At 30.6% G+C, this 15,312-nt stretch carries 12 protein-coding genes; 8 read left to right on the top strand and 4 right to left on the bottom strand.

The window, feature by feature from the left end:
- Positions 1-23 precede the first annotated feature (23 nt).
- From Q1A15_RS08465 to Q1A15_RS08485, 5 genes are all read left to right on the top strand, one after another.
- The gene (locus tag Q1A15_RS08465; RefSeq protein ID WP_299621697.1) at positions 24-896 is read left to right on the top strand and encodes a helix-turn-helix domain-containing protein; all 873 of its coding nucleotides are present in this window, start codon (positions 24-26) and stop codon (positions 894-896) included.
- Positions 897-1,002: 106 nt separating this feature from the next.
- A complete protein-coding gene (locus Q1A15_RS08470; protein WP_299621700.1) occupies positions 1,003-1,884 on the top strand; it encodes a nuclear transport factor 2 family protein in 882 nt (293 codons plus the stop codon).
- Positions 1,885-2,047: 163 nt separating this feature from the next.
- Positions 2,048-4,264 (top strand): bifunctional (p)ppGpp synthetase/guanosine-3',5'-bis(diphosphate) 3'-pyrophosphohydrolase, encoded by a 2,217-nt coding sequence (locus Q1A15_RS08475; RefSeq protein WP_299621703.1) that lies wholly within the window; start codon positions 2,048-2,050, stop codon positions 4,262-4,264.
- 74 nt (positions 4,265-4,338) lie between these two features.
- Positions 4,339-4,788, top strand: a complete 450-nt coding sequence (locus Q1A15_RS08480) for a transcriptional repressor (protein WP_095072286.1) — start codon at positions 4,339-4,341, stop codon at positions 4,786-4,788.
- A 32-nt stretch (positions 4,789-4,820) separates the two neighbouring features.
- On the top strand, positions 4,821-6,092 hold the full coding sequence (locus Q1A15_RS08485) for an adenylosuccinate synthase (protein WP_299621710.1): 1,272 nt from the start codon (positions 4,821-4,823) through the stop codon (positions 6,090-6,092).
- Between the two features lie 41 nt (positions 6,093-6,133).
- Here Q1A15_RS08485 and Q1A15_RS08490 read toward each other — a convergent pair whose 3' ends face one another.
- Positions 6,134-7,561: an aspartate aminotransferase family protein gene (locus Q1A15_RS08490; protein WP_299621713.1), complete on the bottom strand. Its 1,428-nt coding sequence runs from the start codon at positions 7,559-7,561 to the stop codon at positions 6,134-6,136.
- A 134-nt stretch (positions 7,562-7,695) separates the two neighbouring features.
- On the opposite strand from Q1A15_RS08490, the gene Q1A15_RS08495 reads away from it, so the two are divergent.
- The 3 genes from Q1A15_RS08495 (at position 7,696) to Q1A15_RS08505 (ending at position 12,476) form a co-directional block, all read left to right on the top strand.
- Positions 7,696-9,330 carry an OstA-like protein gene (locus Q1A15_RS08495; RefSeq protein ID WP_299621716.1) on the top strand — a complete coding sequence of 545 codons (1,635 nt, stop codon included), beginning with the start codon at positions 7,696-7,698 and terminating at the stop codon, positions 9,328-9,330.
- On the top strand, positions 9,327-10,523 hold the full coding sequence (locus Q1A15_RS08500) for an aspartate aminotransferase family protein (protein ID WP_299621720.1): 1,197 nt from the start codon (positions 9,327-9,329) through the stop codon (positions 10,521-10,523). The genes Q1A15_RS08495 and Q1A15_RS08500 overlap by 4 nt, the downstream gene beginning before the upstream one ends.
- Positions 10,524-10,703: 180 nt before the next feature.
- Positions 10,704-12,476, top strand: coding sequence for a long-chain fatty acid--CoA ligase (locus Q1A15_RS08505; protein ID WP_299621723.1), 1,773 nt, complete (start codon positions 10,704-10,706; stop codon positions 12,474-12,476).
- A gap of 52 nt (positions 12,477-12,528) precedes the next feature.
- Here the strand turns inward: Q1A15_RS08505 and Q1A15_RS08510 are convergent, their stop codons facing one another.
- From Q1A15_RS08510 to Q1A15_RS08520, 3 genes are all read right to left on the bottom strand, one after another.
- Positions 12,529-12,948: a hypothetical protein gene (locus Q1A15_RS08510; RefSeq protein WP_299621726.1), complete on the bottom strand. Its 420-nt coding sequence runs from the start codon at positions 12,946-12,948 to the stop codon at positions 12,529-12,531.
- A 147-nt stretch (positions 12,949-13,095) separates the two neighbouring features.
- Positions 13,096-13,452, bottom strand: coding sequence for a hypothetical protein (locus tag Q1A15_RS08515; RefSeq protein ID WP_299621729.1), 357 nt, complete (start codon positions 13,450-13,452; stop codon positions 13,096-13,098).
- A gap of 138 nt (positions 13,453-13,590) precedes the next feature.
- On the bottom strand, positions 13,591-15,240 hold the full coding sequence (locus Q1A15_RS08520) for a M1 family metallopeptidase (protein WP_299622128.1): 1,650 nt from the start codon (positions 15,238-15,240) through the stop codon (positions 13,591-13,593).
- Positions 15,241-15,312: the final 72 nt, after the last annotated feature.

Consider the following 15,312-nt stretch of genomic DNA (forward strand, 5'->3'; position numbering starts at 1 on the left):
TATTAAAAGCTTACTAAATCGAAATGAAAGAAGACATTAAAAAAATAAAATTTAATAATGTTCAAAAACCAAACTTTCAATTCGATTTAGTTGAGCTTAACGAGTTATTAAATAGAGAACTCGATCACGACTTAACAACTATACATAGAGTAGAATTTTACCATATTTTCCTCATTACAGAAGGTGATGGTTCACATACAATAGACTTCACAGAATATTCATACGAAACAGCTACTCTATTTACATTAAGAAAAAATCAACTACACTGTTTCAACAGAAGTAATAACGTTAATGGTTATTTACTTTTATTTACTGAAGACTTTCTTCTTAGTCATTTTAATAAAATAGAAGTTTCAAAATCTATTCAGTTATTTAACAACTTACTTTCTATGCCTAAAATCACTTTAACCAAAGATGAATTTAGTGACATACTGAAATTAATTTCTCGAATAAAAACTGAATATTTTGACACTTATGATGATTTCTCTGTTGGTATTATTAGAAGTATACTCCACATTCTTATTACCAAGCTTTACAGAATAAAAACAAGAGACAATCAAAATTTATTACAACGAAAGTATTTTAATGAATTTATTCAGTTTCAAAAATTAGTAGAAGAAAACTACGCTACTACTAAAAAGGTTATCGATTATGCTAACCAAATGAATTGTTCTACAAAAACATTAAATAATATCTGTAACAATATTATCGGTAAATCTGCTAAGGTTATTATAGATGAAGTTGTAATAACTCAAACCAAACGTTACTTAATTAGCACTACCCTATCGGTAAAAGAAATTGCTTATAAAGTAGGTTTTGATGAACCTTCAAACTTATATAAGTATTTCAAAAAATATACTGGCTGTCCTCCTGAGTTATTCAGAAAAAACAACTAAAAACCACAACTTTCCCATTTTTACAGTATAAGCTTCTATTTCTACAGGCTTTAAAACAGTTTCGTAAAGTAATTTTGAACTCGTTATAAATTATCAATTTATCCTAATGAAAATCAATACAATTACTATACTACTTATAACTACACTATTAATAAGTAACTGTAAAACAAATCAAAAAGAAAACAACACAGAACAAAATCAATTAAAAAAAGAAGTAAAAATGGAATTATCAAACAAAGAAAAAGTTGTTGCATTATTAAACAGCTTTAATACTGGAGACAAAACACCTGTTTCTTATATCAATCCCGAAAAATACATTCAACATAATTTAGCTGTAGGTGACGGTTTAGCTGGATTTGGAGAAATAATGAAAGCTGCACCACCACAAGGTTTTAAAGCTAATGTTGTTAGAGCATTTCAAGATGGTGATTTTGTTTTCACTCATACAGAATATGATTTCTTCGGACCTAAAGCTGGATTCGATGTTTTTCGTTTTGAAGATGGTAAAATTGTTGAACACTGGGATAATCTTTCTGAAGTAACACCTGCAAATCCTAGTGGTAGAACTCAATTCGACGGAACTACTGAAATGAATGATACTGATAAAACTGAAGCTAATAAAGCGATTGTAAAACAGTTTGCTGAAGAAGTATTAATGAACGGTAAAATGGATAATTTAACTACGTTAATTAATCCTAACAAATATTTACAGCACAACTCTCAAGTTGCAGATGGCTTAGACGGATTGGGTGCTGCATTAAAATATTTTGCTGAAAATGGTTTAGTAATGCAATACGATAAAGTTCATAAAGTACTTGGTGAAGGAAATTTTGTATTAACAATGAGCGAAGGAAAATTTGGTAAAGGAGATCACGTTGCTTATTACGATTTATTTAGATTAGAAAACGGACAAATTGTTGAGCATTGGGATGTAATCCAACCAATACCGGCAAAAGAAGAATGGAAAAATGAAAATGGTAAGTTTTAATCCCAAACAATAATGCTTGTGTAAAAAGGAGTCAGTTTTTAACTGGCTTTTTTTATTTTAAATCAGTATGAATTAAACGCTATTCTTAAACATTTTTGTGTAATACAAATCTTTATAGTAACTTCACTTTACAATAGTAATTTGTATAGAAATACCCCTGTAAATGAAGTACACGGCAACTGTAGAGGAAGAAAATAAAGAAATAGCAAATCGTTACAAAGATTTGCTAAAAGGGACCTATCAAACCTTATCTGAGGACGACAAAAAGTTAATTCGTAAAGCTTTTGAAGTAGCTGTAGAAGCGCATTCTAATCAGAGAAGAAAATCTGGTGAACCCTACATATTCCATCCTATTGCGGTTGCAAAAATTGTGGCTTACGAAATTGGTCTGGGTGCTACATCTATTGCTGCTGCACTATTACATGATGTTGTAGAAGACACACACTACACTGTAGAAGACATGGAGCAACTTTTTGGAGAAACCGTTGCTCGAATAGTAAGTGGATTAACCAAAATATCTAGGTTAAAACAAGATCAAGATTATTCTATACAAGCTGAAAACTTCAGGAAAATGCTATTAACGTTACACGACGATGTACGTGTAATATTAATAAAAATAGCAGATCGTTTACATAACATGCAAACGATGGATGCTATGCCTCCGCATAAACAGGTAAAAATAGCTTCAGAAACATTATACATTTATGCACCTTTAGCACACAGATTAGGGCTGTATAACATAAAAACTGAATTAGAAGATTTAGGATTAAAATATACTGAACCTGAAGTTTATAATGATATTCTTCTTAAAATTAAAGAGAGTAAAGAAGAACAACAGAAATACATTGACCTTTTTAATTCTAAAATTAGAGAAGCTTTAGATCGAGAAGGTTTTAAATATGAAATCAAAGGACGATTTAAGTCTATTTTTTCTATCCGTAGAAAAATGCGTAAACAAAATGTGTCTTTTGATGAGGTATATGACAAATTTGCGATTAGAATTATATACACTCCTCCTTCTAATGATGAAAAATTCGATGCTTGGAAAATATATTCTATCGTTACCGATTTTTACAAACCAAACCCTGCACGTTTAAGGGATTGGATTTCTCAACCTAAATCTACTGGTTACGAAGCTTTACATATTACAGTAGTTGGACCAGAAGCCAAATGGGTAGAAGTTCAAATTCGTTCACAAAGAATGGATGAAATTGCAGAAAAAGGTTATGCTGCTCACTTTAAATATAAACAAGGTAGTGTAAGTGAAAACGGACTTGAAGGTTGGTTAAACAGACTTAAAGAAACTTTAGAAAATAATACTCTAAATGCGGTAGATTTTGTTGAAGATTTCAAACTTAATTTATACGCAAAAGAAATTTATGTCTTTACTCCTAAAGGAGATTTAAAATCTTTACCTAAAGGAGCTTCTGCCTTAGATTTTGCATTTGCAATTCATACAGATGTTGGTTTAAAGTGTAGAGGAGCCAAAGTAAATGGGAAACTTGTTCCTCTTAGTTATGAATTAAAGAGTGGTGATCAAGTAGATATTTTAACTTCTGCTTCAAATAAACCGAATTCTCGTTGGTTAGATTTTGTGATGACGGCAAGAGCCAGAACCAAAATTAAATCTGCCTTAAAAGCTGATGAGAAGAAGATTGCTGAAGAAGGTAAAGCAATTCTAACTAGAAAATTAAGACATCTTAAAATTAATTATGATGAGAAATTAGTTCATGAAATTGCTAGTTTCTTCAATTTACAAACAAGTTTCGATCTTTTCTATCGAATTGGTAACGGTGCTATTGATAATTCTCAATTAAAAGAATTTGTTGCGCAACGTTCTAGTCCGATTATGAGTTTCTTAAAAAATCCATTTAAGAGAAACGCACACAAGAATGTAACAGACAACGAAGAGGTTACTGACAAATACGATGCTTTAGTTTTCGGACAAGATGAAGAAAAACTAGAATATTCATTATCTGTTTGTTGTAAGCCGATTCCTGGAGATGCTGTTTTTGGTTTTGTTACCATTAATGATGGAATTAAAGTTCATAAAAACAACTGTCCGAATGCCATTTCTTTACAGTCGAATTTTGCCTATCGTATTATTAAAGCTAAATGGATAGACTCTACGAAACAAGAGTTTTCTGCTATTTTAAAAATTAGTGGTGTTGATAATAAAGGAATTGTAAATAACATTACTCGTATTATTTCTAATAATATGAATGTATATATTAACAGTATTAATATCTCTGGAAATGCTGGGATTTTTGAAGGTAAAATATCACTTACTGTCAAGAATAGAAACCAGTTAACTAAGCTTATTAATAACATTAAAAAAGTAGATGGAGTTCAAAAAGTAACTCGTGTTAATACTTTGTAAATATATTCCTTACGCCTGCACTTTTTTTATCAAGAAATAAACGTAAATTTGTCTTTTGGTAAAATTCTAGATATATGAGTAGCACGGCTGAAAATCAAGAAATCGTAAAAAAAGTATTTACTTCTTTTTTAGAAGAAAACAAACACCGTAAAACACCGGAGCGTTACGCTATTTTACAAGAAATTTATGATGCCGACGAGCATTTTGATATAGAATCTTTGTATATCAAAATGAAGAATAAAAACTATCGTGTGAGTAGAGCAACGCTATACAACACAATGGATCTTCTTTTAGATTGTGGTTTAGTTCGTAAACATCAATTCGATGGACAATCTATGGCACGATATGAAAAAAGTTACTTCGATAAAAATCACGATCACGTAATTTTAACCGATACAGGTGAAGTAAAAGAATTCTGTGATCCAAGAATCCAAATTATAAAACAAACTATTGAAGAGGTTTTTGATATTGATATTCATAACCACTCTTTATACTTCTACGGAACTAAGAAAAAACCGAATTAAACTTTAAATACACATAACAACACACAAATATAATGGCAGTAGATTTATTACTAGGCTTGCAATGGGGAGATGAAGGAAAGGGTAAAATCGTTGACGTTCTTACTCAAAACTACGACATCATCGCTCGTTTTCAAGGTGGCCCAAATGCCGGTCATACACTAGTTTTCGACGGAAATAAGTATGTTTTACATACTATTCCTTCAGGTATATTCCACAAAACAGCTTTAAATGTAGTTGGTAACGGAGTAGTTATTGATCCTGTAATTTTTAAAAAGGAATTAGAAAACTTAGATAATCATAACATCGATTATGCTAAAAAGCTTTTAATTTCTAGAAAAGCACATTTAATTTTACCAACGCATAGATTACTAGACGCAGCTTCTGAAACTTCTAAAGGAAAAGCAAAAATCGGTTCTACATTAAAAGGAATTGGTCCAACTTACATGGACAAAACTGGTAGAAACGGTATGCGTGTAGGTGATTTAGAATTAGATAACTGGAAAGAAAAGTATCAAGCATTAACTGAAAAACATATTAAAATGCTTAATTTCTTTGATGTTGATATTCAGTACGATCTTGATGAATTAGAACAAGAGTTCTGTGAAGGAATTGAGAAATTAAAAACATTACAATTCATTGATTCTGAAGCTTTCATCAACAATGCAATTAAAGAAGGTAAAAAGATTTTAGCTGAAGGAGCTCAAGGATCTTTATTAGATATCGACTTTGGAACATATCCATTTGTAACTTCAAGTAATACTACAGCTGCTGGTGCTTGTACTGGTTTAGGAGTTGCTCCTAACCGTATTAAAGAAGTTTTCGGAATTTTTAAAGCATACACAACGAGAGTTGGTTCTGGACCATTCCCTACTGAGTTATTTGACGAAGTTGGAGAAACTATGGGAAGAATTGGTCACGAATTTGGTGCTACAACTGGTAGACCAAGACGTTGTGGTTGGTTAGATTTAGTAGCTTTAAAATATGCTGTTGAAGTAAACGGAGTTACTCAATTAATGATGATGAAAGGTGATGTACTTTCTGGTTTCGATACTTTAAAAGTTTGTACTGCTTACAAATACAAAGGAGAAGAAATTACTCACTTACCATATAATATTGAACCTGAAAATGTAGAGCCAATTTACTCTGAATTTAAAGGTTGGGAAGCTGATTTAACTGGAATGACTGACAAAGAGTCGATGCCAGAAAACTTAGTTAATTACATCGATTTTATAGAGAAAGAAACTGGTGTACCGATTAAGATTGTATCAGTAGGTCCAGATAGAAAACAAACTATCGTAAGATAATTCATAAAAAAAGAGTTCTGAAAAGAACTCTTTTTTATTTGTTATAATTTTATTTCGTTTGCATAACCTTCACATTGATGTAATGTTTCTAAAACATCATCTAAAGTAGTTCTTGGATTAATTAAACACATACGTAAAACTACTTGTTTATTTAGAACAGTCGTTACAAAAACAGCTTCACGAGAATCCATAACTTTTTTAGAAATCTGCTGATTGATTTTATCAATTTCTTCTTCAGAATATTGCTTATCAATCGGATTATATCTAAAATTAATCACAGCCAAGGTAGCAGGAGAAACAACTTCCCATACCCTACTCTTTCGTAAATAATCTTCAGCTTGTTCGGTTAAATCAATATTATATGTAATTGCTTTTCGAAATGCTTCTAAACCATAAGTTTTAATAGACATGTAGAATTTTAAAGCACGTAAACGTCTAGTTAATTGAACTCCGTAATCATAAAAATTAATTTCAGATTCGTTTCCTTCAATATCTCTTAAATACTCAGGTTTTTCACTAAAAGTACTACTTAACCAAGAAGCATCTTTTACTAACAAACAACCAATTTCATAGGGTTGAAAAAACCATTTATGAGGATCTACAGTAAGAGAATCAGCTCTTTCTATTCCTCTTAACATCCTTTTTCCTTTCTTTGATAAAATAGCAGCTCCACCATAAGCTCCATCAACATGCATCCAAATATTTTCAGCTTCACAGATATCTGCAATTTCATCTAAAGGATCAACAGTACCAGTGTTCGTAGTTCCAGCATTTGCAATAAAACAAAACGGTTGTAAACCTTCTAGCTTATCTTTTGCTATAGCATTCTTTAATTTATTTACTCCTAATCGGAATTCAAAATCAGTAGGAATAATACGAATTTGCTCCTTTTTAAAACCTAATACACGTATTGCTTTAATATTTGAAGAATGTGCTTGATCTGAAAGATAAATTACTGCTTTTGAGAAATCGTCTCCACATTTTCTTCTTCTTGCTGTTACTAAAGCTGTTAAATTAGCCATAGAACCACCACTTGTAAAAATTCCTCCACCTTTTTTAACTGGAAAGTCATACATTTTTAATAACCAGTTAATTGTTACAATTTCTAACTCTGCAGCTGCTGAAGAAACTAACCATCCTCCAGAGAAAATGTTAAAACCTGTAGCCAAAGAATCTGACATTGTACTAATAAAGTTACTCGGTCCAGGTACAAACGAGTAAAATTTTGGGTGTGATGCAATTGTACTATTTGGCACAACATTTTGCATAACAAAATCTAATATTTCATTAGCATCAGTAGGATTTTCTGGTGCTTCTTGTAAAAAAATATCATCCAGTTCTTTACGGTTTTTAAATTCCGGAACTGGTTTCTTATCATTCATGCTGTCCCAATGTTCAGCAATTAAATCCACTATTTTATATCCATAAGACTTCATCTCTTCTAAAGATAGATCGAAGTAGTTTTCCATGTTTATTGTTAAAGTTTTTTGCAAAATTAGACTTCTTTTAACGAATAGAAATAGGATTTCAAACTAATTTTATAACATCATTTAGAAATTTGGCATGTTCTTTTCTTTATTTTTGTGCATTAAATTGAAAAATTTTGAAAAGAATACTTCTTTTTATTTTAATATTACTTACGTTAAACGTAGCCTCACAAAACAAGAAGATTAGAATTTTATCTTCTAAAATTTCAACTTTTGATGAAAAAAGATGGCCTGGTGCTACCATTTTAATTGGTAATGTTAAAGTAGCACATGAAGGTGCAACGCTAGATTGTAAACGAGCTCTTTTATATAGAGAACAAAATATTTTTAAAGCCATCGGTGAAGTTGTTATCGAACAAGGCGATAGTATCATTCAGTATTCAGACTTTGCTAATTATGATGCAAATACTAAGATTGCAAAATCTTGGGGAAATGTTGAAGTGAATGATAAGGAAATGAAACTTACAACAGATACCTTATACTTCGATAGAACAGAACAAAAATTATTCTATCCTGCTAAAGGTACAATCAGAGATAAGAAAAATACTTTAAAAAGTGATAGAGGAACTTATTATCTTGAAAACAAAAAGTTTACTGCGCAAACACAAGTTAATGTTGTTAATCCTGATAATGAATTAAATTCTGATCATTTAGATTATTACACAAATACAAACTTGGCTTATGTATACGGACCTTCAACTATTTTTAACTTTAAGGATAGTACCAAAGTATACGCCGAAAAAGGATTCTTCGATACCAATACCGATATTTCCTACTTTGTAAAAAATGCAAAACTCTTTTTAAAAGACAGAACTGTTGCTGCAGACAGTCTATATTATGATAAAAGAAAAGGATTTGCTTCTGCCAATAACAGAATAAAAATTATAGACACCGTTCAAAAAATGGTGATTAAAGGAAATTATGCTGAAATTTTCGAGTTGAAAGACTCTATGTTTATTGTTAAAAAACCTGTAGCTATTTCTATCATGGAAAAAGATTCACTTTACATGCATGGTGATACCATATTAGTTACTGGAAAAAAAGACAATCGAGTTGTGCGAACTTTTCATCATGTAAAGATTTTCAAAACAAATCTTCAAGGAAAATGTGATTCCATACATTCAAATCAAGCAATTGGATTAACACGAATGTTTAAAAATCCTATTCTATGGTCAGGAAAAAGTCAAATCACTGGAGATAGTATTCAATTTACAACACATAAAGAAACTAATAAATTAGATTCGTTACGTGTTCTTCAGAATGCATTTGTAATTGAAAATGACTCATTAGATCCTAGAAATTTCAATCAAATTAAAGGACGTGATATTTTCGGGAAATTTGAAGACAATGATTTACGTGTTTTGTTAGTAAAAGGTAACGCTGAATCTTTATACTATAATAGAAATGAAGAAACATTTAAACTCGAAACTATTACTAAAGAGATAGCTAGTGATATTGAATTTTTGCTTGAAAATAATGAAGTAATTCAAACAAAATATTTTAAAAAATCTGAAGGAAAAACTTATCCTCCATCCGACTTTCCAAAGGAAGAAGCTAAATTCTCTGGATTTCTATGGCGTGAAGATGAACAACCAAAAGTAATGGAAGACATTTTTAAGAGAGATAAAACTATTACTAAAGCTTCACCGACGAAGGTAAAACCAAATCAAGAGGTAGAAAAAGCTAAAGCGCAGCTTTTAAAAGAAAATAACAAACGTAAATTAGAACAAACAGAGGAAGAAGAAGAATGAAAAAAGACTTCTTAACATATCAAGCACAAACTACTCCTCACCCACTAAGCATTGAAATTTCTCATGCATCTGGAAGTTACATTTATAGTAATGATAATAAAGCATACTTAGACTTTGTTGCTGGAGTTTCTGCAAATAGTGTTGGCCACAACAACCCTAAGATTAATGAAGCTATAAAAACTCAGGTAGATCAATATACTCACGTAATGGTTTATGGTGAGTTTATACAAAAGCCTCAATTAGAACTTTGTAAAGCTTTAGCTAAAACTCTACCACCAAGTTTATCTTGTGTATATCTAGTAAATTCTGGTACAGAAGCTACTGAAGGAGCATTAAAACTTGCAAAACGTTTTACTGGTAGAACAGAAATTGTTGCTGCAAATAATGCTTATCATGGAAATACAGCTGGAGCAATGAGTGTATGTGGTGCAGAAGAACAAAACAGAGCTTTTCGTCCATTAGTTCCTGGTAGTAAGTTTATACAATTCAATAATGAAGATGATTTAGATAAGATTACAACAAAAACAGCTGGTGTAATTCTCGAGACAATTCAAGGTGGAGCTGGTTTTGTTGAACCTACTAATGATTTTCTACTCAAGGTAAAACAACGTTGTGAATCTGTTGGAGCTTTATTAATATTAGATGAAATACAAACTGGTGTAGGAAGAACTGGTAAATTTTGGGGATTCGAAAATTACAATGTAACTCCTGATATAATTATCACAGGAAAAGGTCTTGGTGGCGGAATGCCGATTGGGGCGTTTATTTCTTCTAAAGAAATTATGGATTGCTTGAAAGATCATCCTAAACTAGGACATATTACTACGTTTGGAGGTCATCCTGTAATTGCTGCTGCTGGATTAGCAACTGTGAATGAAATTTTAGATACATCTTTACAAAAAGAAGCTTTACGAAAAGAACGATTGTTTCGTGATCATTTAAAACATCCTTTAGTAAAAGAAATAAGAGGAAAAGGATTAATGTTAGCACTAATAGTTGACCATCCTGAAATTGCAAATACCATAGTTTTAAACGCTTTAGAAAACGGGTTAATTCTATTTTGGCTTCTTTACGAAAAAAGAGCAGTTCGTATTACTCCACCGTTAACAATCTCAGATGATGAAATTATTAAGGGTTGTAAAATTTTAACAGAAATTTTAGACAATATAAAAAAGTCTCCTACGTTTTATTAATACTTTATAGTTGATTGGGGATTTTATTAACTATTGAAATCGGTTAAGAGATTTTTCTTGGCCGATTTTTTTATACATATGTTAAAAACCACTCGCTAAGACCAAGCAAATCAAGGGTAAACATTTTTTGTCTAAACAAGTTAATTTGTTTAATTTGGAACACACAAATTTTAGGTTTATATGTCGATTGAAATTACGCGCTTATTTGACTTTCCATACTACCAATTGGAAACGTACAATCTTGAGAAATCACTAACTACAAAATATAACGGAAAATGGGAATCCGTTTCTACAAAAGAATATATTGATAAAGCTAATGCCATTAGCCGTGGGCTTTTAAGATTAGGTGTTCAACCTAACGATAAAATAGCTATTATCTCTACAAATAACTGTACAGAATGGAATATTTGTGATATCGGTATTTTACAAACTGGAGCTCAAAATGTTCCTATTTATCCAACTATTTCAAAAGAAGATTACGAATACGTTCTAAATCACTCTGAATCTACATACTGTTTTGCTTCAGATGAAATGATTATAGAAAAGCTAAATCAAATTAAAGGAAACACAAAATTAAAAGGTGTTTTTACTTTTGATGATATCGCTGGTGAAAAAAGCTGGAATGAAGTTTTAGAATTAGGAAAAGACGAAAGTAATCAACAAGAAGTTGAAGAAAGAAAAGCAAATGTAAAACCTGAAGATTTAGCTACGTTAATTTATACATCTGGAACAACAGGAAGACCTAAAGGTGTAATGCTTTCGCATAATAATATCGTTTCAAATGTTATGGCTAGTTCTAAACGAGTACCTTTACATCAAGGTCAAGGTAAAAGTTTAAGCTTTTTACCAGTTTGTCACATTTTCGAACGTATGATATTGTATTTATATCAATACTGTGGTATTTCAATCACTTTTGCTGAGTCTATTGAAAAGTTAAGTGAAAATGCACAAGAAGTAAAGCCTAATGTAATGACTGCCGTTCCTAGACTTTATGAAAAGATATACGATAAAATTTATGCTAAAGGAACAGAGTTATCTGGTATTAAAAAAGTATTATTTTTCTGGGCAATCGATTTAGGTTTAAAATATCAACCATACGGAGCAAACGGATGGTGGTACGAAAAGCAATTAGGAATTGCACGTAAATTAATATTCTCTAAATGGCAAGCTGCTTTAGGAGGAGAACTTAAAATTATGGTATCTGGTAGTGCTGCTTTACAACCTCGTTTAGCTCGAGTTTTTGCTGCTGCTGGAATGCCTGTAATGGAAGGATATGGTTTAACTGAAACTTCACCTGTAATTTCTGTAAATGATGAAAGAAATGGTGGATTTAAGATTGGAACCGTAGGGCGTTTAATTGAAGGAGTTGAAGTTAAAATTTCTGAAGAAGATGAAATTTTAGTTAAAGGTCCTAATGTAATGATGGGTTATTATAAAGATCCTGAAAAAACAGCACAGGTATTAAAAGACGGTTATTTCCATACTGGAGATAAAGGTAAAGTTGAAAATGGATTCTTAAGTATTACTGGACGTATTAAAGAAATGTTTAAAACATCTGGTGGTAAATATGTAATTCCTACACTTTTAGAAGATAAATTAAAGCAGTCTCGTTTTATAGAACAAGTAATGGTAGTTGGTGAAGGTGAAAAAATGCCAACAGCTTTAATTCAGCCTAATTTCGAATTCGTTGGTGAATGGGCAAGAAGAAATAATATTGAGGCTACTTCTGAAAAAGATTTAGCATCTAACGAAAAGGTTATCGCTAGAATTCAAGAAGAATTAGATGACTGTAATTGTCACTTTGGAAAATGGGAACGTATTAAACGTTTTGAACTTACTCCAGAGCAATGGACAATTGATGGTGGACATTTAACACCTACAATGAAAATGAAACGTAAGATTATTAAAGAAATCTATAATGATCTTTATGAGAAAATGTACGACAGAGCATAATTCTCATTAATATAAAACAGAAACAGCATAATTAGTTATGCTGTTTTTTTATTTAATATAATTGTACTTTACTGTTAAAACGTAAATTCGCTTCTTCTCTAAATTCAATAGAATTTCTAGTTGTAAAATATTCGTCTCCAATAAACAAATGTACATCAACAGTACTTGTTTCTATTTGATTTATTAAAGTAATACTGTTGTTGGTGTTATAACTATTAATTCGTTTTAACTGAATCGGATTCTCTTTATCTCCACGAACAATATGCCATTTTTGACCTGTATGTAGTGTATAAATATCTGAACTATTTCCTTCAGTATCTTTTACAATAACATCAAACTCCATTGGATATGTAAAATCCTGTGATCTTAAACTTGGTGGTAATACTAACTTCCAAGCATCGCTAATATCTTTTAAAATTGAAACTACTTCACTACTAAAAGCTCTATTATTAATTAATTGAATTGTGCTCATGATCGTAAACTTATTTGGTATTGATTACTATCTGAAATTACAATTAAAACTCTAGTGAAAATATTATAAAGGCATTAGTGCTTTAAAATTAGGAATGAAAGTCTAATTTCTAAGAACCATTAATATTACTATTTCAAAATCAAACGATTAATACTCATCAATAGTAAAACCAGAAATTTTTAATTCAGGAGTAAGTTTAAGGATTAATACCATAGAAGCTTTCTCAAATTCTAATAGGTAACAATTACCTTGTTCTCCTTCCATCCAAAACTCAGTAGCTCCTATATTTCCTAATTCTTCATGATAATCTAAAATCGTTTTTTCAAATCCATCGAAAGCCGTTTCTTTTTTAAAATCATCTGTAAAAGAATCATAAATACTCTTTACATCTTTGGCATTAATAAACTTGGTAATGTTTTCAACTTGTTTTTCATAATCAGTATCAGTTTGAGAAAAAGATACGTGTATTACGCATAAAAAAATTATGCAAATAATGTTCTTCATAAAACTATGAAATTGATATTATTAATATTGGGGTTTTAAAATATAACTAACTATTAGTCAACTATAAATATAACACATAAGTTTTTAATAGTTAGTGTACTTATAATCAATATCAGGTCAACAAAAAGTAAGCCAAAATTACTTTTTAGTTTTACTAATATAGAAATTTTGCTCTATTTCTATTGATGCAGTATCGATAGTAATTTCTTTCCAATCTTGGGTTGGTTTAAGTAGAATCTCCTTTGAATTTGAATAAATCTTTAATGGCATATTGAAACCTTCCACTACATTAGTCCATCTGTATTTCAATTTCCCTTTTTTTATTGAATATTCGAAATTAGGTATCATTACTGTTCTTAAATATTGATCAAAAACTTTTGAAAAATCTATTTTTGAAGTAGTTGAAATGTAATCTTCAATTTCTTTTGTACTTACTGTTTTGTGATAAAACTCCTTATTTAAGCCTCTTAAAATATTTCTCCAAACAATATCATCATTAATAACATTACGTATTGTATTCAACATATTAGATCCTTTGTAATACATATCTCCAGAACCTTCATGATTAACATCGTAAACACCAATTATAGGTTTATCGTTTGCTATATTTCTACGTGTACCAATAACATATTCAAATCCAGCTTTTTTTCCATAGTAATATTCTAAAAATAAGCTTTCAGAATATGCTGTAAAACTTTCATGAATCCACATATCAGCAATGTCTTTGTTTGTAATATTATTTGCAAACCATTCGTGACCAGCTTCATGAATAATTATAAAATCAAACTTAAGTCCCCAACCTGTTCCAGATAAATCGCCTCCTCTGTATCCTTTAAGATATTTATTTCCATAAGTTACAGAACTTTGATGTTCCATTCCTAAATATGGTACTTCTACTAACTTAAAACTATCTTCATAAAAAGGATATTTACCAAACCAATGTTCAAAAGCTTTCATCATTTTTGGCGCATCTTTAAAATGTTCTTTAGCTTCTTCTAAATTATCTTTTAAAACATAATAATTCATATCTAACTCCCCTCCTTCTCCATTGTACTTTTCAGAGAAATTTGCGTAATCTCCAATATTTACATTTACACCATAATTATTAATCGGGTTCTTTACAAACCAATGATAACTCGTTGTATTGTCTTTATGTTCTTCAATTTTTCTAAGTCTTCCGTTTGCTACTCCAGTTAAATCTTTCGGAACTCGAACACTAATCGCCATACTATCTACTTCATCATACATATGATCTTTATTAGGCCACCAAACACTTGCTCCTAAACCCTGACAAGAAGTTGCTACAAAGTGTTTTCCATTCATATCTTTTTTCCAAGAAAAACCACCATCCCATGGAGCATTTTTCGCAACTTTAGGTTTTCCTTCATAAAACACTGTTATAGAATTTGTCTTACCTTTTCGTTGTTTCTTTTTTAAATGAATAAAATGTGCATTTATATCTGAAGTAAACTTCAATTCTTTTCCATCCTGAACTACTTTCGTAATTTTTAATGGTGGTTGTAAATCTACTTGCAATGTTTTATTAGAGTTTAAAACTGTGTATTGAATTTCATTTTTCCCTTTAATAAATTGTTGCTCAGGATCTACAGTAACATCTAAATGATAATAAGTTAAATCCCACCATTCACGTTCTGGCGTTATACTACCTCGTAATGTATCTTGTTTTGTAAACTTATGATTATGCTTAAACAATCCGTTTTGAGCAGAAATTGTAACACTTAATAAACAAATACACACAGATAAAAGGATTCTTCTTTGTCTTATCATCATTTAAAATTTTGTAATTGCGAATATATTGTATTTCTAAAATATAATTTTTCATTTCTAATATGAATACTC

The sequence above is a fragment of the uncultured Tenacibaculum sp. genome (genome assembly GCF_947495995.1).
Taxonomy (GTDB): Bacteria; Bacteroidota; Bacteroidia; order Flavobacteriales; family Flavobacteriaceae; genus Polaribacter.